The following is a 22,447-nucleotide window of genomic DNA, read 5'->3' on the forward strand; positions in this document are numbered from 1 at the left end:
GCATGAAGATCCTGCTCGCCTGCTCATCGGGTGGCCATCTCACCCAAGCATTGGCCTTGAAGGAATGGTGGAATGCGCACGAGCGGTGCTGGGCGACTTTCCCTGTGGAGGACGCACGCTCACGGCTGGCCGAGGAGAAGGTCTACGAGATCCACTATCCCACTGTGCGGAACCTCCCGAACCTCGCGCGCAACTTCGCCCTCGCCCGCCGCGTGTTGCGTGCAGAACGCCCTGACGTCGTCTTCTCCACGGGAGCGGCCATCGCCCTGCCGTTCTTCGCGCAGGCGCATCGGTTCGGCGCCCGGACCGTGTATCTCGAGCCGGTCGACCGCATCACCTCGCCTGGTCTGAGCGGACGCCTCGTCTACCCGTTCGCGGACGAGTTCTTGGTGCAGTGGGAATCGATGCGGAAGTTCTACCCCGGTTCGCGTCACGTCGGAGTGGTGCTGTGAAGCCGCGGCTGGTCGTGGTCTCGGCGGGGACGTACCACTTGCCGTTCGATCGTCTGTCGCGCTGGGTGGAGGACTGGCTTCGCAACCACGACGATGTGCGAATGATCATGCAGCACGGCCCGTCCGCACCCGTGGAGGGCGCCGAGAACGTCGACATCCTGCCCTACGACGAGCTGCTCTCTCTGTGCCGGGAGGCGACGGCCGTCGTCCTGCAGGGCGGCGCCGGCGGGGTGATGGACATGCGCGCTCTCGGCATCACGCCCATCGTGGTGCCCCGAGTTCCAGGCGGTGGCGAGGTGGTGGACGACCACCAGCTGGTGTTCACTGCGGAGATGGAGGCGTTGGGGGTGATCCGCCGCGCTCTGTGCGCGGCGGACCTCACGCGTCTCCTCGATCGCGCGCTCGAGGAAGACGCCACGAGCGCGCCACCCCCCGAGGTCGCCGCTCCGGGAGCTGCGGTCGTGCGAGAGCTGATGCAGCAGCCGATCCGGGTCGCGCCGGCGTGGGCACGCGTTCCTCGGATGCTTCGCAGCATGACAGCGATCGCAGCGGCGCGGTTGCGCCGATGACCCTGCGCGATCGACCAGCCAGCGCTTGAGGTCAGGCGCGCGCGCCGGCCAGCGGTACCTTCCGCCACAGCGGTTCGATGTGCAGACGCTGGCGGAGCAGCCACAGGACGGCGGCGTAAATCAGGCACAGGGTCACCGTGGCGAGGGCGAGCATCGTCAGATCGGTCCCACCCCACCAGGCGAAGAGCGCGCCGCCGCCGCCGAAGACGACCACGGGGATGCACATCGCCGGGATGAGCGCTGCGGGCTGCAGGTGCACACGCATTCCGCGGTGAACCTGCACGGCCGCGATCACGTTGTCGACGGCGACCACGAGCACCCACGTGATGGCGGCACCCCAGATCCCCCACAGCGGAACCAGGGCGATGTTGCAGCCGATGCTGAGCGCCAGCGCGATCGACTTGTTGTACATCTGCCATGTGCTGCGTCCGCCCTGCAGAAGAATGCTCTGCAGCATGCCGCACGCAGTCTGGAACATGAGGGCAAGAGCCAGCAGGATCATCGGACCCCAGCCGACGACGAACTCCTCGCCGAAGACGGCGAGGACAGCCGGTCCCATTGAGATGAGCAGCATGTAGAACGGCCAGTTCATCAGGATCATCGCGCGTACGACCGTGGTGTGCAGCCGCGTCGACTCTGCGTACTGCTTCTGAGCGAGCAAGCCGGAGATGGTCGGCGACACAGCGACGCGCATCGCCTTGTCGACCACGCCGCCGGCGCGTACAGCGCGCGTGATCACGGCGTAGACCCCGGCTGCGGCTGGCGAGGCGAGTGCCGCGACGATCAGGACGTCGGACCACTCCAGAGCCGTCTCCAGCCCTGAGCTCACCGACCGAGGCGCGTTGAAACGCCAGAAGGAGCGGAAGCTCGGCCGTGCCGCAGCATCGGCGTCGGAACGACGCCGGAGGTCGCGCAGCAGCGGGCCGCTGATCAGCGCCAGACCTATCAGCAGCCAGATCGGGAGCGGCCAGAGCCACGCCTCGAACGCGCCCCATGCCGTTGCGCCCAGCATTGATACGACGAGCAGGACGGTGAGCAGCCTGCTAGCAGGTAGCAGCACGCTCTGCAGCAGGGTGAATGTGCCCACGCCACGGAGCATCCGTGCGGCGATCTGCAGGACCCCCGTCACCGCCCCGAGGATGACGAAAGGCGCCATCGCGCGCAGCAGGTCGGCGAGGCGGCTCGCATCCTCGGGCGCCGCGAGCCATCGTGCGAGCGAGTCGGCGAGCAGCCACACTGCAATCGAGGCCGCTGCGGACAGAACGGCGACCGGCACCGCGGCGTACATGACGATGCGCCATTCGGATCCCGCTCGTCCGAGCGCGCGCTGCTCGGCGATGAACCGCACGATCCCGCTGTTGGTGCCGAGGCGCAGCACTTGAGTGAGGATGGTGAAGATGCCCATCGCCTGGAAGAAGAGGCCCGTGCCGCTCGCCCCGAGCGTGTTTCCGACGACGGCGGTGAGCAGAAGCGCGGCGAGGGCGGCGAAGGCGGAACCGAGCAGGCTGATGACGCCACTGCGGGCGAGACCCTCACGTCTCATTCTGGGCTCGCGCGAACGGGACTGGTTGAGTCAGCCAATAGGTCGATCCGCCGAGGTACTTCTCCCGGAGCAGGACAGCGAGGGCGATGCCCACGAAGACCAGCTGTCGGTCCAGGCCGTAGAAGATCGAGAGGAACAGCGCCACGACGACGCTTGAGTGGATCCACACCGCAGACAGATTCGGCGCGTCGAAGGTGCGCACTGCTCCCAATGCGATCATGCTCAGGAAGAGCACGAGTCCGACCAGGCCGAAGCAGAACATCGCATTCCAGATGGCTCCCTGCGTGCCGACGTGAATCTCGCTCCACAGACTCGGGCGCGGCGCACCGTAACCGAGGACGGGCGATTGGAGAGTGCGCTCCCATGTCTCGGCGTAGAGACGACCGCGGCCCTCCGTCGTGTCGACTGTCTCCTGCCTCTCGACGATGCCGTCGAGGAAACCGGAGAGCATCAGGATCGTGGCGGCGGCGATGCCGAGCATCGTGACCCAGAAGAAGGCGAGCAGTCGACCGCGGATCAGCAGGCAGAAGAGCACGTACACCACGGCCCCGGCGATGCCGATGAAGAGTCCTCGGTTGGTCGTGGCGATCGCAGGTGGGATCGCCACGACGAGTGCGATGACCAGCAGCCACATCGCACGCGCGGTGCGGTGACCGACCGCCGTGCCGATCGCGATCGGGGTCAGCACAGCCATCGCGGCGCCCCACCCGTTGGTGTACGCGAACGGAGCGGAAGGACGCACGAACGGCTCCTCTGCGCCCCACGGCGTCTGCACCTCGGCGAGGGTGGGAAACACGAGCTCTTTCACGTAGTCGTTCTCGGTCAGGGCGCCGGGCAGCAGACGTCCGATGGTCATGGTGAGCTGCACTTCGGGGAAAAGCATTCCGAGGTAGCCGCCCACGATGACAAACACCCAGATGAACGTCAGCCCGTTGAAGATGCGCTTGGCCGACAGCGATCGGCGGGCGTTCACGATGTAGACCATGATGATCGCCAGCGCGAGGAACTGGCTGAACCGCACGGCCAGGCCGACACCGCGACCCAGCTGGTCGATCATCAGGGCGGACGGCACCATCCACAGCACGAATCCGATCCACGGCAGGATGCCCGGAACGAGGAGGATCCGTCGGCGCATGATCAGCAATGCCAGCATGGGCACGGCCATGATCACGGAGGCGAGAGGCAGCAGCCCGACCAGCCAGAAGATCGGGTATCCCCACAGCACCGTGAGCACCGGCCACGCGGGCAGAATGCGCGGCTCTGTCTCAGCGTTCGGGTCTTGCCCCGTTGCGGCGATGAGCGAACGACTCGGCGAGGGGATGAGGGCGGTCATCTGTGGCTGCAGGGTCAGAGCGCCGTCAGCTGAGCGTACTTCCGACGGAGCGAAAGTCCGAAGATCAGCACGTGCCAGACGAACAGGGCGATGTAGAGGAATGCGAAGATCGCGGGAAGCCCGACGAACATCAGCGCGAAATACGTCGTCGAGGTGTCTTGCGGCTGCTTGACGAAGGATTCGAGGATGCCGTTCCGGTCTTCGGCGGCGGCGTGGCCCACCGGCCGTGGGAGCAGCTTCTCAGCGAGAAGCTGAGAGAGGAACCACGCGGAGACGACCGCGGAGAAGACGAGTGCCACGTACGCCATCCCAGGAGGGGAGTCCGTGCGCAGCAGATGGATCGCCAGCGCAACATGCACGAGCGGTGCGCGCACTCCGTCGACCACGTGATCCAGCCACTCACCTGCCGGGCCTCCGCGCCGCTGAATACGCGCCAGCTGGCCGTCGGCGGAATCGAGGACATAGCCGACGAGAAGCAGTCCGCCCGCGACCACGCCGGCCCACCACTCGGTGCTGATGGCCAGGACGCCGATGCCGATCGCACCCGAAACGGCGCTGAGCGCTGTGATCTGGTTCGGCGTCCAGCGCCAGCGTGCCGCGACCACCGCTACCTGCCCGCCGAGCGGCCGGTTCACCCATCTGAGGTAGGCGGGTACGCCCGCCGCCGGTTTCTGCGCGGCGGCGAGTGCCCGGCGTGCGTCGACGGTCGACATGCGATTCATCTGCGCTCCATCCTCACGGAGAGGGCGAAGCTGAGATCGGGAGTTGCGCGCCAACTCGCCTGTGTCGACGCCGCGATGACGTTCTTCCCATCGATCAGGAGAGAGGAGGGAACGGCAAAGGCCACCGGGTTGGCGGAAGCAGTGCTGTGACGCGGCGCGACGGTGGCGTACGAGGTCTGAGTGAGAGTGCCGGTCGGCAGGTTTGCTCTTCCCAGCTCGACGCCGTTGACGTATACGACGACGCCGTCGTTCACGATCACGCTGACGCTGCCATCGGCCAGCCCGGCGGCATTCTCGACGGTGAACGCATGCCGGAACTGCGCGCTCAGCGGCTTGCGTTCCAGATTCGTCGGGTCGATGTTCGTCGTCGCCGACGAGACGCCGCGGCCGAAGAGTCCGCTGCCGGTCGCCCACGTGGAATCGTCGAAGGCGGTGCTGTTCCAGTCGGCGGGCAGCGGATCGTCGGAATACCGCCACGACCACACCGACGCCTCATCTACGACCACCGGGAGTTCGGCGGGTGACGGCGGCGCTTTCGTGGTCGCCTGCACGGACCGCGGCTCGGATACGAGGCTGCCGGGCCCCGTAGCCGTGACCGTGTAGCTGTACGCGGTCGCGGGTGACAGACCGGAGTCGGTGAATGTCTTGGTCGCCGCGTCTGTCGAGCCGACCGGCGCGCCATCCCTGGTGATCGTGTATCCGGTGGGGGCGGTGCCGCCCGTCGGTGAGTTCCACGTCAGGGCGACAGAGTCGGATGTACTCGTCGCCGCCAGGTCGGTGACGGCTGCCGGAGGCGCCGGCTTCTCCCCGCGAATCGCGGTGAACGAGAGGGCGAAGCTGAGGTCCGGCGTCGCACGCCAGCTGGCGTGCGTCGACGCGGCGATGACATTGTCGCCGTTCACGAGCAGACCCACAGGCACCGTGAACTCCACGGGGTTGCGCGACGCGGTGCTGTACCGTGGCGCGGTCGTCGCGTACGTCGTCGACGACAGCACGCCTGTCGGCAGATTCGCTCTGCCCAGCTCGACGCCGTTGAGATAGACCACGACTCCGTCGTCGACGATGACGCTGACCCTGCCGTCGACGACGCTCGCCGCCTCGGTCACGGCGAACGTGTGCCGGAACTGCGCGCTGAGCGGCTTTCGAGTCAGGTTGGTCGGGTCGATGTTCGTCGTCGCGGTCGGCACATTGCGGCCGAAGAGTTCGCTGCCGGTCGCCCACGTGGAATCGTCGAAGGCGGTGCTGTTCCAGTCGGCGGGCAGCGGATCGTCGGAATACCGCCACGACCACACCGACGCCTCATCTACGACCACCGGGAGTTCGGCGGGTGACGGCGGCGCTTTCGTGGTCGCCTGCACGGACCGCGGCTCGGATACGAGGCTGCCGGGCCCCGTAGCCGTGACCGTGTAGCTGTACGCGGTCGCGGGTGACAGACCGGAGTCGGTGAATGTCTTGGTCGCCGCGTCTGTCGAGCCGACCGGCGCGCCATCCCTGGTGATCGTGTATCCGGTGGGGGCGGTGCCGCCCGTCGGTGAGTTCCACGTCAGGGCGACAGAGTCGGATGTACTCGTCGCCGCCAGGTCGGTGACGGCTGCCGGAGGCGCCGGCTTCTCCCCGCGAATCGCGGTGAACGAGAGGGCGAAGCTGAGGTCCGGCGTCGCACGCCAGCTGGCGTGCGTCGACGCGGCGATGACATTGTCGCCGTTCACGAGCAGACCCACAGGCACCGTGAACTCCACGGGGTTGCGCGACGCGGTGCTGTACCGTGGCGCGGTCGTCGCGTACGTCGTCGACGACAGCACGCCTGTCGGCAGATTCGCTCTGCCCAGCTCGACGCCGTTGAGATAGACCACGACTCCGTCGTCGACGATGACGCTGACCCTGCCGTCGACGACGCTCGCCGCCTCGGTCACGGCGAACGTGTGCCGGAACTGCGCGCTGAGCGGCTTTCGAGTCAGGTTGGTCGGGTCGATGTTCGTCGTCGCGGTCGGCACATTGCGGCCGAAGAGTCCGCTGCCCGTGGCCCATCCGGAGTCGTCGAACGAGATCGAGGACCAATCCGCCGGCAGCGGGTCGTCCGAGTACCGCCATGACCAGAGCGACGCCTCGTTCGCGAACGTCAAGGTGTTGACCGGCGCCGGTGCGAGTGTGAACGCAGGTGTGGTCGCAGATCGATTGCCTGCCGCGTCTCGTGCACGCACGAAATAGTCAGCCGGTTCATCGGTGATCGGCGCGGTGTAAGACGTCGCAGTCGTCGTTGCGATGACGCGGTTTCCGCGGAGGACTTCGTACGTCACGCCGTTCGCATCCGAAGACGAGCCCCAGTTGAGAGTCGCTTCTGTGGCGCCGATGGCAGGGGAGGACGTGATCGCGCCCGGCTGCGTAGGTGCGGTCGTGTCGGTCGGCGCGAAACGCACGTATCCGCCGGACCACTGCGCAGCGCCTCCGGCGCGCACAGAACGCGAGAAGTCGCCGCCCACCCACAGTACGCCTCGTGAGTCGTAGAAGGTGCCCCAGGCGCCGTAGCCGGCCCGCGCTTCGAGAGTGGGAGACCACGCGGCGACATAGTCACCCGACGCCGCGTCCCAAGCCCCGACCAGGTTAATCTTGTCGGACTGCTTCCAGTTCGTGCCCACGCCGTCCCACTTGTAAGCGTCCTGGTAGACCCAGTGGCCGCAATGGCAGCCGGCGATCACGAGCGAATCGTTGTGCTCGACCGTCTGGAAATCGCCGCCGGCTTTGGTGATGGAGCCCCGCAGAAGCTGGAAGGTGTTGCGGTCATAGGCGAACAGCGAGTGCTCCGATCCGCCGAGCCAAACCTTTCCGCCTGCTTCCGTCACGCCGAGCTGCCAGACGTTACCGGTGATGTTGCCGGAGGCGTCCACCCCCGACTTGGAGAACGACGGCACCCAGAGCGGGTCGACGAGCGGTGCGCCGGCGGCAGTCTGAAGCGCGACCGCACTCGGCGTGGATGTGCCCTGCTTCATCTTGAAGTACCCGGAAAGGTACGCGCGGTCGCCCTGGGCGGAGGCGTCGACGGCGACCGAAGTGCCGTTCAGGAACGCGTTCCAGTGGACGTCGGGGGCGCCGGTGGCCAGATTGATGCGGCCGCCGTTCCAGGTGCTGGCACTGGTCGAGCTTCCGGCAGCCGTGAGGTGCGTCATCGCGCCGGCCACGTAGAGGAAGCCATCCTGCACATCGAGATCTCGCACGTACGGCAGGCTGCCGGTGGCACGGTGCTCGGCGACCACCTGCCACCCCGCGAGCTGGCCCGTGTCTGGGTCGAGAATCGCAAGAGCCGGTTGGGGCACACCGTTCACGGTCGTGAACTGGCCGCCGACCGCCAGTCGTCCGTCGGGAAGGGCGGCAATGGCCTTGACCTGACCGTTGAGCGCCGGGCGGAACTCCGGAACCCATTCGCCTGTTGCGACATCGAACGCGGCGAGGTTCGACTGCTGCACCTGGCCGTCGCCGGCCTGAGTGCGCTGCACGTACTTGAAGTTGCCGCCGACGTACACCTTGCCGTCGGTCTCAGCGAATTCAGCCACCTCGGTGTTGAGCTCGCCGCTGCTGCCGTTCGCGAATCCGGACACCCCCCAGCGCGTGGTCATCGCATCGCTCTCCGGGATCGCGGCCACCGTCGTCGCCGGCGCTCCTTCAGTGGGGACGTTGCCGAAGTCGAGGTCTGCGATCTTCAGCTGCGGACGGAGAAAGACCTGGGTGAACGGCCTGGCGTACCCCTGGCCGGACGGACTCCACATGTAGGAGTCTGAGGCGGTGCTGCCGCCCTGGCTCGATCCGTAGGCCCAGCCGCTGAGGAAGCTGTGGGTGGACGGCTGGTTGAAGACGACCCGCCGCAGCTGATTGTTGTTCCCGAAGTTGTTCGTCTGCCCGCTGGTGCCCGAGACGCCGTCGAACGAATAGGTGCGCACTCGGTGCTCTGCACCGAACGTCCACACCCACCGGTCGCGCTGGACGAACGTGAATCGCGCTTCCTGCCACTGCGTTCCCGCGGTGTCGGCCGCGCGACGCAGTCGAACGCCGTCGGCGAGACCGTCGACGCGCTCGCCGTTGAGCAGGCCATCGACAGTGGCAGACGGAAGCTGAGCGGGGAGGAATGCGCCGGTGCCCGTGACCGTGTTGCGAAGCTGGGCGGGGGTGCGCAGGCCGTGGTAGCCCTCCTTCCACGCCTCGCGTCCGCGACCGATGAGAACCCAGCCTCCGCCTGACGTCTCCTGATCACAGTAGAACTGCTCGGGCGCGACGAGCTTCGGCGTCACCAGCCAGTAGATGCCGCTGCTCGCATCGGGGGTGTTCTGCTTGATCTCCCAGCAGGAGGCGGCAGCCGTCTCCTGCGTGCGCCCGTCCGCCGGGGGCGTTACCGCCGAGCTGGCGGCGGCGGGCATCAGCAGGGACCCGACGAGGGCTCCGATCCCCACAGCCGCACCTACCGCGAGGCGCGCGAAGCGGGGCCTCCGGGGTGTGGTGAGTGTGCTCATGATCTGTCTTTCGTTAGTCCGTCGTCAGGGCTTCGGGCAGTCCTGGACGTCCGGGATGTCGTGGGTGGATACCTTCCACGTGCCGTCTTCGAAGACGGCACCGTAGATGTGGGCAGTCGGGCGGCCCGGGTTGTACAGCGCGGCCTTGAGCGACTTGCCGGCGGCGTCGACGACGTCGACCGCCGACACATCGACACATACCTTGATGGTGATGGTCGGGGGACTGGCGGCAAGGTCGACCGCGGTCGGCGTCGACTGGGTCACCGTCGCCTCGCCCGTCTGCCGGTAACCCAGGTCGTACTGCTCACGAGCGCGAGATTGCACCTCGCCGAGCACCCAACCGGTGGCGATGCTCTCGATGCCCACCGCCGAGCCGTCTCCCCGCTGGCTCACCTCGTCGAGCGCGGCGAGCAGCGAATCGATCGCGACGTCGGCTCGTTGAACTTCGGCCGTCTCGTCGTCGGTGAGCGGAGCCGGCGACGGGGTCGGAAAGGCGGTCAGAGGAGCGGATGACACGTCATCATCGTCATCGGTCGACGTGGCCGCCGGAGAGGGCTTGGCTGCCGGCGCTGACAGACGAGCGCCGATCGTCGCGACGGCGACCGTCGCGATGATGATCAGCAGGGCGCCGACCAGCACGAAGAGGATCAGGCGGCGAGTGCGGGTGAGGGTCGACATCAGTAGGCTCCACTCGGCCGCACTACGACCTTCGCCGTGCGCCAGATGATCTGCAGGTCGCTCATCACCGACCAGTTCTCGACGTAGCGCAGATCGAGGCGCACGCTCTCGTCCCACGACAGGTCGCTACGGCCCGACACCTGCCACAGCCCCGTGATGCCCGGGTTGATGTAGAGCCGGCGGAACACCTTGCCGTCATAGCCGGTGACCTCACTGGGCAGTGGCGGGCGCGGTCCGACGACGCTCATGTCGCCCGTCAGCACGTTCCAGAACTGCGGCAGCTCGTCGAGTGACAGCTTGCGCAGCACGCGGCCCACCCTGGTGACGCGAGGGTCGTCCTTCATCTTGAAGAGCAGTCCTGAGCCTTCGTTGTGCGAGCGAAGTGCGGCAAGCTGCTGCTCGGCGTCGGTGCGCATCGAGCGGAACTTCACCATCTTGAACAGCCGTCCGTCGCGACCGACCCTCTCCTGGAAGAAGAAGACGGGGCCCGGAGAGTCGAGCTTGATCAGCAGAGCGAGCACGGGGTACGCCAGCGCGATCGGGATCAGCGCGCAGCAGGCGACCACGATGTCGAGCGCGCGCTTGAGCAGATGCTGCCCGCCAGAGTATGAGGGGATCTGCACCCGGATCAGAGGCAGGCCGTCGAGCGCTTCGAATGACAGACGCGGACCCGCGACATCGGCGAGCCTGCTCGAAAGCACCAGCTCGGCGGCCGTTCCCTCGAGCTGCCAGCTCAGTCTCTTCACGAACTCGGCGTCGCCGCGCGGACGGCTGGCCACCACCACGGTGTCCGCGCCGAGCTCCTGCGCGATGGTGCCGACGGAGTTGACATCCCCCAGCACGGGATACGCACCGTCGCCGACGACGATCTCTCTCGCGTCACCATCGAGCAGCGTCACTCCGACGACACGCAGCCCGGCCGAGTTCGGCTTGCTGAGGTTGGCGATGACGTACTCGACATCGTCATGGTGACCGACGACGAGCGTCCGTGATGAGAACACTCCCTGCGCCCGCTGCGCGAGCAGCCAGCGACGCCACGACCACCGGCTCAGCACCAGCAGCCCCAACCCGGTGGGGAGGGCGACGAGCAAGAGCAGCTGCATTCCATGCAGGCTCAGAAGCGCATCACCAATGGCCAGAGCGCCGAATGCTGAGCCGGTGGCGCGCGCAACGCTGCGGTACTCCACCGCACTAGGGCGGAAGAGGGCGGCGTCGCGCGTATGGGTGCCACCGAGAATCGCCAACCACAGAACGCTCAAGAGAAGAGCGCGAGCAGTCGAGTCGACCGGGCTGGCACCCAGCTGGATCTGGATGCTGACGGTCAGCCCCACAGTGAGGGCGATCGTGCTGGCATCCGTGGCTTGGAGGAGCATCCGGTAGTGCCGTTCCCAACGGCGTCTCTGCTCCAGAGTCGTTGTTGCGCGCGGTGCCACGACGAAGTCGGGCACCGCGCGCAGGGCTCGCGGTGCGGCGACGACGGGACGATCGATCCCGACGCCGCTCACGCTCAGAACGTCTTCTACGGAAGTCATTCCGAGGCTCCATGAGCCGTATTCGTACGCAAACCCCAGTGCGTCATTTCCCCAGACTTTCCCCAGTATCTGCCGTCACGACGGCAGCTTTCCCCTGAGCCGGCCCCCGGCCCAGGTTCCCGTGACCCCAGTTCACGGGATGGATGCGGCTCCCCAGCCCCATCCACGTTTGCAGTGCAACGCGATCAGCTCATCGAACGGGCGGACCTCGCGAGTCGTCCCCGTTCATCGAGCCACCGCCACGGTGTTCTGTGTCAGCACTTCGAGTGTTCGGCGCAGTATCGAGCTCGACGTGTGCACCGTGTACGGGAAGTACACGACCTCTACACCGACGTCGGCGAACTCGCGCTCGAGAGCGATGCCCTTCTCGGTGCCACGCCAATCGTCGCCCTTGAAGAAGTGAGTGAAGTGCAGGTCGCGCCAGGCATCCATCTTCATCGGACGAGTCTCGATATAGACGTCATCGACGTACGAGATGTGACGCACGATCTCTGCGCGTTCAGCGGTGGGTACGACCGGTTCGATGCCCTTCACTGTGCGAAGCATCTCGTCGCTCACAACGCCGGCGATGAGCACGTCGCAGTGCTCTCGCGCGTGGCGAAGGATGTTCAGATGCCCGACGTGAAAAAGGTCGAAAGCCCCAGCGGCATAGCCGATACGCGTCCCCATGATCTCCCCAGATCAACGTTCTCGTACGGATCCCCATCCGTATCACGGCTCCCCATTGGCCGTGGCTGCGACTCTACTAGTGGTTACGCGTGTAGGGCAAGGCGGCGGCGAAAAGTCGCTCAGTGGCTGCGTCAGGGGCCCTCATTGACGACGAATTGCGCGACCGAGCGGAGAAGGTGGTGAAATCGGGATGCGGCTCTCACCTGTTGGGCCTGCTCGAGAGGGGCGATCGATGAAACTGCTGGTCACCGGTGGCGCCGGGTTCATCGGCTCGAACTTCGTGCACCACGTGATCGGGCACACCGACCACGACGTGACGGTGCTCGACAAGCTGACGTATGCCGGCAACCGGGCATCGCTCGCCGGGTTGCCTGAAGACCGGGTGCGCTTCGTGCAGGGCGACATCGCCGACGCGGCTGTCGTCGACTCGCTCGTGGCCGAGGCGGATGTCGTGGTGCACTACGCCGCCGAGTCGCACAACGACAACTCGCTGCACGACCCGCGCCCCTTCCTCGAGACGAACATCGTCGGCACGTACACGCTGCTGGAGGCCGTGCGAAAGCACGATGTGCGCTTTCACCACATCTCCACCGACGAGGTGTACGGAGACTTGGAGCTCGATGACCCCGAGCGGTTCACCGAGACGACACCGTACAACCCATCGTCGCCGTACTCGTCGACCAAGGGCGGCTCCGACCTTCTCGTGCGCGCCTGGGTGCGGTCCTTCGGGGTGCGCGCGACGATCTCGAACTGCTCGAACAACTACGGTCCGTACCAGCACGTCGAGAAGTTCATCCCGCGCCAGATCACGAACGTGATCCGCGGCATCCGGCCGAAGCTGTACGGCGCGGGGCTGAATGTGCGCGACTGGATCCACGCCGACGATCACTCCTCGGCCGTGCTCACCATCATCGAGAAGGGGCGCATCGGCGAGACCTACCTGATCGGCGCCGACGGCGAGAAGAACAACAAGACCGTCGTCGAGCTGATACTCACCCTGATGGGCCAGCCCGCCGACGCGTACGACCACGTCACCGACCGGGCAGGTCACGACCTGCGCTACGCGATCGACTCCACCCGGTTACGGGAGGAGCTGGGCTGGATGCCGCAGTACGCCGACTTTGAGGCAGGCCTCGCCGCGACGATCGACTGGTATCGCGAGAACGAATCGTGGTGGGCGCCGTCGAAGGACGCGGTGGAGGCGTTCTACGCGGGGAAGGGACAGTGAGTATCGAGTTCGGCCACAACCTGACCTCACCGAGACGCCGATCGCCGGGCTGATCTTCCTCGACCTGCCCGAAGTGTTCCGGGTCACCGGTCTGACAGGAAGCGCTTCACTCCCGCGGTGCGAACCCGTTCGGGTTCTTGACCTGCCACGCCCACGAGTCACGGCACGAGTCGGCCAGCGTGCGCGTGGTGCGCCAGTCGAGCGCCTCGTTCGCCTTCGCCGGGTCAGCGATCGTGGTGGCGAGGTCTCCGGCACGCGGTGCGACGATCTCGTAGGGGATCTCACGCCCGCTCGCCTCGGCGTACGCACGCACGACCTCGAGCACGCTCGCGCCTTCGCCCGACCCGAGGTTGTACGCCTCGACGCCGGGGGAGAGGTGCTCGAGGGCCGCGACGTGACCCTCGGCGAGGTCCATCACATGGATGTAGTCGCGCACACCGGTGCCGTCGACCGTGGGGTACTGGTCGCCGAACACCGAGAGCTTCTCGCGACGCCCGATCGCCACCTGCGCGACGAACGGCATGAGGTTGTTCGGGATGCCCGCCGGGTCTTCACCGATCTCGCCGGACGGGTGCGCCCCGACCGGGTTGAAGTAGCGCAGCAGCACGGCCTCGAGCTCGGGCCAAGCGACCTGCACGTCGGCGATGATCTGCTCGATGAACGCCTTCGTGCGGCCGTACGGGTTGGTGATCCCGATACCGACCGGCTGGGTCTCGTCGAGCCGCTCCACCCCGGCTACCGGGGTGCCGTAGACCGTCGCCGACGAGCTGAAGACGAGCTTGCGCACGTCCTTCTCGCGCATGATGTCGAGCAGGTTCAGCGTCGAGTTCAGGTTGGTGCGGAAGTAGCGCGACGGCTGCGCGACCGATTCCCCGACGGCCTTCAGGCCGGCGAAGTGGATGACAGCGTCGAAGTCGACGTCGCGCAGTGCGGCTTCGGCTGCGGCACGGTCGGCGAGGTCGGCTTTGATGACCTGCAGCGTCTTGCCGGTGAGCTGCTCGACCCGCCGCAACGACTCCGGGCTGCTGTTCGAGAAGTCGTCGATGACGACGACATCGTCGCCGCGCTCCAGCAGGACGAGGGCGACATGGGATCCGATGTAGCCGGCACCGCCGGTGAGAAGAATGCGCACGCCCCCAGACTACAGGCGGGCGGATCGGCGACCGATTACGCTCGATTCGGGGATGCTGCAGAGGGAGAGACCATCGACACATCGAGTGAGGGCCGTTCGCGCGCGCACGCGAGGGCGATCGTGATCGGCATGGCCATTTACGGCGTCGCCGTACTGCTGGTCGTCTTCTGGCCGGTGCCGGTGGACTCGGGGCCGCAGGCGCGGGGGCTCGTGCAGTGGATCATCCGCAACGTGCCAGGCATGACGTACGGCCGCCTGGAGTTCGCGTCGAACGTGGCTATGTTCGTGCCGTTCGGCGCCGGATTCGCGGTGCTCTCGCGCCGTCGCTGGGCGGTGGTGCTGCTCACGCTGCTGGCGGCAGCGTCGATTGAATTCGGGCAGGCGCTGCTGCTTCCGGCGCGCACGCCGAGCCTTCTCGACGTGCTGGCCAACGGCTTCGGCGCGTGCCTGGGCGTCATCGCCATTGCCGTCTGGCAGCGCGTGCGCGAGCGGAGATAGCAAAAGCCCCGTGCGCAGACTGCGCACGGGGCTTCTCAATACTGCTGAGATCAGGCCTCGACGGACTGGTCGCGGTTGCGGCGCACGGCGCTCGCAACGGCGACAGCACCGCCGGCGAGCACGAGCGCACCGCCGCCGACCCACAGGCCGAGCATCGCTGCGCTGTCGGGGCCGGTGGTCGCCAGAGCGTCGTCGTCGCTGCCACCGTTCGAGCCGGTGCCTGCTGCGGCGACCGTCACGGTAGCCGAGACGCCGACGGGGTTCGACGGCGAGGTGGCGAGGATGGTGTACGTGCCTGACGCGTTGGCGGGCAGGTTGATGCGAACGCCCGAGACGCCACCGGCACCGTTCGCGGTGGTGGTGCCAAGGGCGCGGGTCTCGACGGCGAACTTCACGAAGCCGAGGCTTGCGCCGCTGGCGTTCTCACCCGTGATCGAGATCGAAACGGTCTCGCCGGGAACGAAGGCGGCATCGGTGACCGAGAACGTGATGGCCTCGCCCGGTGCGACGGTCGAATCGCTGACCTGACCCTGAGCGGGAGGGGTGTAGCCCTCGACTGCCGAGGCAGCGGCAGGAACGGCGAACAGTGCGCCGGCGGCGAGTGCTGCGACTGCGGCGGCTTTGGTGATGGTGTGCTTCAAGGTGTCCCCCTCTGGAACGTTGCGTATGTGTGCTCCGGTCGGCGCGCCCACGCACACCGTTGCTGAACAGCAGGACATCGATCTACCCGCGTCAGCCATCCTCGTCGATTATTCAGGAAAAGCACAGCCAGGCGCAACCGCAGGGGTGTCCATTACGCGAAGAGTCGGTGTCATTCGTGTAACGACACCCTCTCGATGGCTGTGGTGGCGCGGTGAACAGGCTGGCTCAGTGATAAACCGGCGACCGGCTCAGCGCTTCTCGCACACGGTAACCGCGTCGACGCCGTGCACCGTAGGCGTCACGCGAGCCGTCAGGGCGTCGGTGTCGGGCGTGGTCACGGTGACGTCGAGAGTGATCTCGGCACCCGGGGCGAGCTGCGTCGTCCACACGAGCACCTGCCGGCCGGCGTCGGTGCCGCCGCCCAGCGGGGGCGCCTCTTCCTGACCGGGCAACCGGGCCGACACGAGCTCAGCGTTCTCGGGCAGATAGATGTAGGCGACCGTCTCGACCTCGCCCGGGGGGATGCCGTAGTTGCCGCCTCCAGTGATGTACCACGGCAGGGATGCCGCATCGGCGGGGGCGGTGCTGCGCAGGGCGACGCGCAGCGTGCTCTCACCGTTCGTGCACGACTCGACGCCGGCGGCCACCTGCATGTAGTAGTCCATCTTCGAACCGGTGCCATCGTTCAGATACACACCGAACTCTGCGTCGTCGGGATCGACGGGCCCGAGGACGCCCTGCAGCGTAGTGCCGTCGAGCACTGACTGCTCGTCGGGTGCGGCGTTCCAGATCATGAGGCGATGTTCTTCACCCGCGCGCCCGAGGGCAGTCACGAGCGCTACCGGATCGACGGTCCCGGAGGTGAGCGAGGAGAAGACCGACGCCGCGGCGGCCGTGAAGAGCGCATCCTGCTGGCGGGGATCTTCGTAGCGCAGGTACACCTCGTTCAGCAGCAGTTGCACGGCGTTATCGGCGTTGAGCTCGTCGCCCGTCGGCAGCGAGACGGGTCCGGTCGCCTCGAGCAGGTACGACAGGGCGACAGGGTCGAGCGAGAGGACGCCGTCGATCGTGGTGCCGGTCTGGCGCTGCCACATCGCCTGCACGATCGGTGCATCGCGTGTGAAGTCGGGGATCTGAGTGACGTTCTGCACGTAGCTCGCGGGCTGGCGGCCGAACAGCCGGATCTCGTCGTCGGTCATCGGCACGACCGGGTCGTCGTAGCGGGTGAAGTCAGACGACGATGCCTGCGCGCCCAGGGTGATCTGCCCGTTCTCGGTGTGCACGAGCACCATCGCGCCCACGATGCCGCCGAGCGAACGCCACTCGGCGTTGTTCTGGAAGACGATGAGGTAATCGCGCGGTCCGTCGGCGCCGAGCATGGGCGGCAGCAGCGCAGTGGTACGGTTCAGCGCATCGGCGGCGACATGCGCCTGTGAAAGGAGATCCGTGACCTCGTCGACGGCGTCGCGCAGCGGCCCGAGCAGGGGAGCGGCATCGATGCTGTCGACTGCCGATGCGGCGGCTGCCAGCCCCGACGTGCTTTCGGATGCCGCTCCGTCCAGCTCGCTGAACGCCGACAGGTCGATTGCTCCGTTCTGCGGACGGATGCTGTCGAGCGAGACCGACCCGGCGACGGAAGCAAGTGGCGTGAGCGAGTATGACGCGACATCGTCGATCGCGGCCGCGACTGAGCTCACGGCTACCAGTTGCGGCCCCACCCATGGCACGCCTTCGGCGACTCTCCAGGCAGCGTCACTCGTGAGCTCGCGGGCCGCGGACGTGTCGGTGGTAATCTCACGGATGAGCCCTGCGGCCGAGGCAGGATCTGCGAGGGCTGCGGCGGCGTTGCCGGCGCGTTCTCGCGCGTCAGCGAGGTGCTGATATGCGAGGAACCCGCGGATGCCGACCCACGCCGTGAGGCACAGGGTCACAAGCAGAATGCTGCCGAGTACCCATCCGACGATCCGCCCCGTGCGTCGCCTTCGGGCGGACAGGCTCTCAGCACTCACCCCGTCAGCCTAGCCCGCAGCCCGAGAGGCCCTGTCTGCAGCTCTTTCAGGGACGCCCCATCCCGTGGTAGGTCCATCCCGCCTCGCGCCACTCCACAGCGTTCAGGCAGTTGCATCCATCGACGATGACCTTGCCGGCGACCAGCGAGGCTGCGTGCTCGGGTGGAAGTCCACGACGATACTCGTCCCACTCGGTGACCACGATGACAGCTTCTGCTCCCCGCAGTGCGTCATCACGGTCCTCGACGTATGTCAGCTGCGGATGCTGGCGACGAGCGTTCTCGAGAGCTCTGGGTCGGTGACGGTGACGGTGACGGTGACGTCGGCGCCGAGGCCTATCAGGCGCACGGCCACATCGAGGGGGGTCACGGATGTCGTCGCTGTGCGGCTTGAACGCCGCACAGAGCACAGCCACGCGCTTGTCGACCACGTTCCCGGCGAGCGCGTCGACCGCGAGGTGCACCGCGCGGTCACGGCGGCGCAGGTTGATCGCGTCGACCTCGCGCAGGAACGAAACCGACTCGCCGCGGCCCAGTGCTTCGGCGCGGGCGGCGAACGCCCGGATGTCTTTCGGCATGCAGCCGCCGACGAAGCCAATCCCTGCGCCGAGGAAGCGTCGCCCGATTCTGGCGTCGAGCCCGATCGCGTCGGCTAGCTCGGTGACTTCGGCACCGACGACCTCAGCCATCGCATTGATGAACGGCACCGTGGTGGCGAGAAACGCATTCGCCGAGACGTTCAGCAGTTCTGCCGTCCCGAGGTCAGCGACGATGAACGGCGTGCCCTTCGTCAGTGCGGGGTGATATGCCTCGCGAAGGATATCCGGCTCATCGCAGCTGAGCGTGTAGCTGAGGTCTGAAGCCTCCGGCTTCGAGGAGACTGCGGGCGATGTAGTGGGACAGGTTCCGGAAGCCGAGCGCAGAGCCGCGTAGATGCTCGAGTCGGCCGTTGATCGCTTCCGTTGGTCCATTGGACGTCCGCGGCCGATCGAAGTATGCGAGGACGTCCGCGGCGCGCTTCGTGAGCGTTCTGCCGAGCTTGCGAACCTCGACCAACGATGCCGGGACGCCGTCCGCGACGGTGTCGATGACGCACTGCATGAGGAACTTCCCGAGCTTGCGATCTTCCTGCCGGTAGGCGGTGATCATGCGCTGATAGATCCCATGCGTTGCCTCGACCTCGACGTGGTGCTCGTCCGCGAACAACGTCTCCAACCGGGCGACCTGTCGATCCGTCAGCAAGCTCGCGCCCGTGTGCAGGGTTCGACGTGCCTTGTAGAGAGGATCGTCCTTCCGGCCCCTCCTGCCGAAGATGTTGTTCTGAACCCGACGACGACAGGTGTCGAGCGCTTCCCCGGCGAGCCGGACCACGTGGAACGGATCCATCACCGCGACAGCAGTCGGGATCTCCTCCGCCGCGGCGGTCTTGAACCCGGAGAACCCGTCCATCGCGACGACCTCGATCCCCGCCCGCCAGGCCTCCGGCCGCTCGGCGAGCCAGCCCTTGAATACTGACTTCGAGCGGCCCTCGACCATGTCCAGCAATCTCGACGGGCCCGTCCCTTCATGGACCGCAGTGAGGTCGATGATCACGGTGACGAACTTGTCGCCGCGGCGCGTGTGCCGCCAGACGTGCTCGTCGACGCCGATCACGGTGACACCGTCGAACCGTTCCGGATCATCGATCAGCAGTCGCCGCCCTTCCTCGAGAACGGCGGTGTTCGCGGTGTGCCAGGCGACATCAAGGCCTGCGGCGACCCGAGAGACGGTGAGGTGATCGACGACGAGCGCGCGCAGCGCCCAACCCAACGCTGTGCGGGTGAGCTTGCCCCGGGGCTCGGCAACCCTCGTGGTGTCCTCCTGCCAGAACCGGGCGCACGGCTCGCAACGGAACCGGCGAACTCGCAGCAGCAAGGTCGTGGGGCGATGCCCGAACGGTTCATGGGCCAACCAGCGCGCGGCTGTTCCACGAGCAGTCGCCTCACCGCCGCATGCATGGCACCACGGGTCGGGCTCGGCGAGACGGCACTCGATCACCGCCCGGTCTGGTGTGAGATGCATGCCGACGGCGTCGAGGCCGAGCTCGTCGAGGCGGGCGAACCTGGTCAGGTCAGAGCGCGTGAAGGTAGCGTTGATCACCGTCGGGGTCTTCTCGGATGGGGAGTGTAGGAACTTCCATCCTGACGGAGACCTCGACGCCTACCCGGGGACCCCGACGTTGCCGACCGCTACACGCTCAGCTGCGATGAGCCCGTTATGGCCGCTGCATTGACAGCGCCGAGATAACCGCAACGGATGACTGAGAGTTTCGCTGAGCTCTTTGAGGCGTGTGCAAGGTGTGCTTACCACTTACCCACAATCAGCGCCGCATGCGATTTGCGACGCAACTAGTCACTGAAGGTCGAAGCAGCACAGCGGGCGATGATGCTACGTTGTACGAGTGAAATCCCAGGTCTTCATCAGCATGACCGGCCCAGATGGCAATCTAGGCGACGTTCTCATTCGACGGCTGTCGCTCGACTGGGTGAGGAGGCCGGGCGGGCTCGTTGCATTTGTCGGCAATCATAACGATAGTTGGATCCGGGCGATTGGGTTCGATGAACAGGACCGGCTCGTCACTGGTGGAGGACTGGCGCGTGCGGCCTGGATGCTGCGTGCCGCCTTAGGACGATCGAAGCCGATTTTTGTGACTGATCCCGGAGAGGTATGGGTTGGGCGTCACCGTCTCCCGCATCATCTATTTCAACTTGCCACCGGCCTGATTGTCAAAGCCCGCGGGGGGAAGATTATCATTCCTCCACATGCTCTGGCGCAGCACGCGAGGGCTGAAAGATCCGGGATGACCTTGCGGCTGCATCGTAAGTTCTCACAACTTGCGGACGTGTGCTTATGGCGAGAACAACGAAGCCTAGATATCGTCGGTGTAGGCGTGATTTCACCCGACATTGGATTCTCGGATGCGGCTCGCGCCTCGGCGATTGACGAGCAACGGCGAACACTGATCATCTCTCTGCGGGGTGACCGGCCGTTTCCATCGACTGTAGTGCTTCAGGCGATCATTGAACTGGCTCGCACTCATTCTCTGGAGATCGTCTCCCTCTCCCAAGTCGACGTCGACGACGACCGCGCGCGGTCAATTGCGGACCACCTTGGTATTCGAAGTTTGGTTTGGGATCCGCGAAACTCAGGCTCGGAAGAACAGATCCGGGGTCTGTACGACAATGCTGCTTTGGTGATCTCCGACCGTCTTCATGTTCTTGTGCTTGGATTGATATCTGGGGCAATGCCAGTCGAACTCGCGGAGAAGCCCGAACGGAAGATTGCGGCGCATTTCGCGACGGTCGGCTTGCCCGATATATCCATGGACACGCGTTACAGCTCGGTCGATGAGGTGACTTCATGGTTGCGGGTGCAACTTTCGCGTCGCGTCGAGGCGCTCTCTGTTCTTGACAGCGCGCGTGAGCGACTCCGCGTCATTCGCGCACAAGTGGTACACGCCGTCGACTCTCTGGTGTGAACTGATTTGTTCTCTCGTGTGAGAGGGTTTCGGATCACCGATGTTGGCATGCACTCGTCCTGGTCTGTCGATGAGCGTCGGCATATCGTTTCTGTGTGATTGTGAAGGAAGCGCCGATGGCGCCCATTATAAGAACCTGTGCGATTACACGATTGGCATTCGTGAAGTGCCAAGCATTGATAGACCACAATATGGTAGCTACTACGCCGACGTATGCGCCGGCGGCCAGTGGGCTTCCTCTTCGCGAGGCATGATAAATCGCTGCGCTGATTGCCCCCAATGCGATCACGATAAGAAAAGCTCCGACGATGCCCCCGCCCAACACGGCGGCTCGCATCATGGTCGATGCATTCGAGAGCTGTCCATTTCCGATGTAGGTGAATGTTTCACCATCCGCTTGAACGCCTGTTTCGATGGCTAAGCCGAATGCGGAAAATACACCTGCAAGCAGCCGAAATGGATATATCTCTGAACCGCCGCCGGCAGCATGCCAGCTTGAAAAGGTTGGAATATACCCCGCGGCCCACAGGGTGGCGCTCGACCAAGCATTGGCATCTAGCTGTGCGTTCGCGCCAGATACGCGCACTGCTCGTGATGCTACGACAAAAATGGTGAGTGCCACGACGGCGCTGACGGCCGAAACTGTCAGCTTCAATGAGATCTTCTCGTTTCCGCTCGCAACGGCCGCAGCGACATATCCAGCGACTAGCCAAAGGATCGACACAAGGAAGTAAGACCTTTGAGTCGTCACCAAGGTCCAGGCGGCCGCCGACAGAATGTTGAGTGGCAGTACTAACCAGATCCAGCGGTCTGGCCGTATTCGCATGCGCGCGCCAAGAGCAGCAAATCCAAACTGCATGACTGCGTAGCTCATTGTCCCGAAGCTGCTTCTAACTACTTCTCCTCGGTAGATGAGCGATGCGTTGTCGCTACTGGCCTCGAGGGCTCGTGCCAATGAGTCAGCGGATAGTAAGGAGGTTCCAAGCTGGGAGCTGAGTTGCACTGCGCCCAGGAGGCCGACCAGCCCCGTCATCACCAGCAACCAGGCAGGGAAGTCCAGAGCGCTGCTGAGCGAGCGTCGTTTCTCAACGGAGTATTCGTGCGCATCGTGAGAAGCCAGCAATGGTACGACGTTGAACGACGCTGCGAGGAAAAAAAGTAGCGCTGTGCTCGAAGCGTCGTACTCATACGCCTGTCCCAGGACTCCGGCTGAGAGAAAGAGTAATGCCCAACAGGCGTTCCATAGAGGCGCCGGCGCGAGGGGTGACCTCGATCTAGCTAGGGACGCAGCGAGGAGACCGCCGAACAGTGCGGCGTAGATGAAGAGGTACGTGGCGTTGATGCTTGACTCCGCCCGCGCTGACCGCGAGGACTAGTTTGTTGAGGTTGGTGGTTGCCAGGAGAGTGTATCCCGAGGACAGCGGC

At 65.7% G+C, this 22,447-nt stretch carries 18 protein-coding genes and 1 pseudogene; 6 read left to right on the forward strand and 13 right to left on the reverse strand.

From position 1 onward, the window contains the following. Positions 1–2 precede the first annotated feature (2 nt). Together pssD and AB0O65_RS02250 are read left to right on the forward strand one after the other, a co-directional pair. Positions 3–452: a PssD/Cps14F family polysaccharide biosynthesis glycosyltransferase gene (pssD, locus tag AB0O65_RS02245; protein WP_363382679.1), complete on the forward strand. Its 450-nt coding sequence runs from the start codon at positions 3–5 to the stop codon at positions 450–452. Next, complete coding sequence (locus AB0O65_RS02250; RefSeq protein WP_363382681.1) at positions 449–1,021, forward strand: glycosyltransferase; 573 nt, start codon at positions 449–451, stop codon at positions 1,019–1,021. The genes pssD and AB0O65_RS02250 overlap by 4 nt, the downstream gene beginning before the upstream one ends. A gap of 31 nt (positions 1,022–1,052) precedes the next feature. On the opposite strand, the gene AB0O65_RS02255 is transcribed toward AB0O65_RS02250, so the two are convergent. The 7 genes from AB0O65_RS02255 to AB0O65_RS02285 all read right to left on the reverse strand — a co-directional run bounded on the left by AB0O65_RS02255 (position 1,053) and on the right by AB0O65_RS02285 (position 11,997). Continuing rightward, on the reverse strand, positions 1,053–2,564 hold the full coding sequence (locus AB0O65_RS02255) for a lipopolysaccharide biosynthesis protein (RefSeq protein WP_363382683.1): 1,512 nt from the start codon (positions 2,562–2,564) through the stop codon (positions 1,053–1,055). After that, entirely contained in the window at positions 2,554–3,897 is a 1,344-nt protein-coding gene (locus AB0O65_RS02260) for a hypothetical protein (protein WP_363382686.1), read from the reverse strand. The genes AB0O65_RS02255 and AB0O65_RS02260 overlap by 11 nt, the downstream gene beginning before the upstream one ends. 14 nt (positions 3,898–3,911) lie before the next feature. Beyond that, on the reverse strand, positions 3,912–4,619 hold the full coding sequence (locus tag AB0O65_RS02265; protein WP_363382689.1) for a CDP-alcohol phosphatidyltransferase family protein: 708 nt from the start codon (positions 4,617–4,619) through the stop codon (positions 3,912–3,914). Beyond that, a complete protein-coding gene (locus AB0O65_RS02270; protein ID WP_363382691.1) occupies positions 4,616–9,058 on the reverse strand; it encodes a fibrinogen-like YCDxxxxGGGW domain-containing protein in 4,443 nt (1,480 codons plus the stop codon). The genes AB0O65_RS02265 and AB0O65_RS02270 overlap by 4 nt, the downstream gene beginning before the upstream one ends. An 84-nt stretch (positions 9,059–9,142) precedes the next feature. Then, on the reverse strand, positions 9,143–9,796 hold the full coding sequence (locus tag AB0O65_RS02275; RefSeq protein ID WP_363382693.1) for a hypothetical protein: 654 nt from the start codon (positions 9,794–9,796) through the stop codon (positions 9,143–9,145). Further along, positions 9,796–11,328, reverse strand: coding sequence for a sugar transferase (locus AB0O65_RS02280; protein WP_363382696.1), 1,533 nt, complete (start codon positions 11,326–11,328; stop codon positions 9,796–9,798). Before AB0O65_RS02280 ends, AB0O65_RS02275 begins: the two co-directional genes overlap by 1 nt. Before the next feature lie 225 nt (positions 11,329–11,553). Then, positions 11,554–11,997: an adenylyltransferase/cytidyltransferase family protein gene (locus AB0O65_RS02285; RefSeq protein WP_363382698.1), complete on the reverse strand. Its 444-nt coding sequence runs from the start codon at positions 11,995–11,997 to the stop codon at positions 11,554–11,556. Between the two features lie 134 nt (positions 11,998–12,131). On the opposite strand from AB0O65_RS02285, the pseudogene AB0O65_RS02290 reads away from it, so the two are divergent. Together AB0O65_RS02290 and rfbB are read left to right on the forward strand one after the other, a co-directional pair. After that, positions 12,132–12,233, forward strand: a pseudogene (locus AB0O65_RS02290) (glucose-1-phosphate thymidylyltransferase); the annotation flags it as partial. Continuing rightward, complete coding sequence (gene rfbB, locus AB0O65_RS02295; RefSeq protein WP_363382701.1) at positions 12,230–13,225, forward strand: dTDP-glucose 4,6-dehydratase; 996 nt, start codon at positions 12,230–12,232, stop codon at positions 13,223–13,225. The pseudogene AB0O65_RS02290 and the gene rfbB, both read left to right, overlap by 4 nt. A 106-nt stretch (positions 13,226–13,331) precedes the next feature. On the opposite strand, the gene galE is transcribed toward rfbB, so the two are convergent. After that, positions 13,332–14,357 (reverse strand): UDP-glucose 4-epimerase GalE, encoded by a 1,026-nt coding sequence (gene galE / locus AB0O65_RS02300; RefSeq protein WP_363382703.1) that lies wholly within the window; start codon positions 14,355–14,357, stop codon positions 13,332–13,334. Between the two features lie 129 nt (positions 14,358–14,486). Between galE and AB0O65_RS02305 the strand changes: the two genes are divergently transcribed. Continuing rightward, on the forward strand, positions 14,487–14,855 hold the full coding sequence (locus AB0O65_RS02305; RefSeq protein ID WP_363382704.1) for a VanZ family protein: 369 nt from the start codon (positions 14,487–14,489) through the stop codon (positions 14,853–14,855). Between the two features lie 50 nt (positions 14,856–14,905). Here the strand turns inward: AB0O65_RS02305 and AB0O65_RS02310 are convergent, their stop codons facing one another. The 4 genes from AB0O65_RS02310 to AB0O65_RS02325 form a co-directional block, all read right to left on the reverse strand. Continuing rightward, entirely contained in the window at positions 14,906–15,496 is a 591-nt protein-coding gene (locus AB0O65_RS02310; protein WP_363382707.1) for a hypothetical protein, read from the reverse strand. 249 nt (positions 15,497–15,745) lie between these two features. Further along, positions 15,746–17,506: a DUF4012 domain-containing protein gene (locus AB0O65_RS02315; RefSeq protein WP_363382710.1), complete on the reverse strand. Its 1,761-nt coding sequence runs from the start codon at positions 17,504–17,506 to the stop codon at positions 15,746–15,748. A gap of 46 nt (positions 17,507–17,552) precedes the next feature. Then, entirely contained in the window at positions 17,553–18,440 is an 888-nt protein-coding gene (locus AB0O65_RS02320; RefSeq protein WP_363383508.1) for a UDP binding domain-containing protein, read from the reverse strand. Next, positions 18,334–19,644 carry an ISL3 family transposase gene (locus AB0O65_RS02325; protein WP_363382713.1) on the reverse strand — a complete coding sequence of 437 codons (1,311 nt, stop codon included), beginning with the start codon at positions 19,642–19,644 and terminating at the stop codon, positions 18,334–18,336. Before AB0O65_RS02325 ends, AB0O65_RS02320 begins: the two co-directional genes overlap by 107 nt. 301 nt (positions 19,645–19,945) lie before the next feature. Here AB0O65_RS02325 and AB0O65_RS02330 point away from each other — a divergent pair, with 301 nt between their 5' ends. After that, on the forward strand, positions 19,946–21,022 hold the full coding sequence (locus AB0O65_RS02330; RefSeq protein ID WP_363382716.1) for a polysaccharide pyruvyl transferase family protein: 1,077 nt from the start codon (positions 19,946–19,948) through the stop codon (positions 21,020–21,022). Positions 21,023–21,056: 34 nt separating this feature from the next. On the opposite strand, the gene AB0O65_RS02335 is transcribed toward AB0O65_RS02330, so the two are convergent. Beyond that, a complete protein-coding gene (locus tag AB0O65_RS02335) occupies positions 21,057–22,364 on the reverse strand; it encodes an O-antigen polymerase (RefSeq protein WP_363383510.1) in 1,308 nt (435 codons plus the stop codon). Between the last annotated feature and the right edge of the window lie 83 nt (positions 22,365–22,447).

Origin of the sequence: Microbacterium sp. NPDC077391, assembly GCF_040686955.1 — a bacterium.
In the GTDB taxonomy this organism is placed as follows: Bacteria; Actinomycetota; Actinomycetes; order Actinomycetales; family Microbacteriaceae; genus Microbacterium; species Microbacterium commune.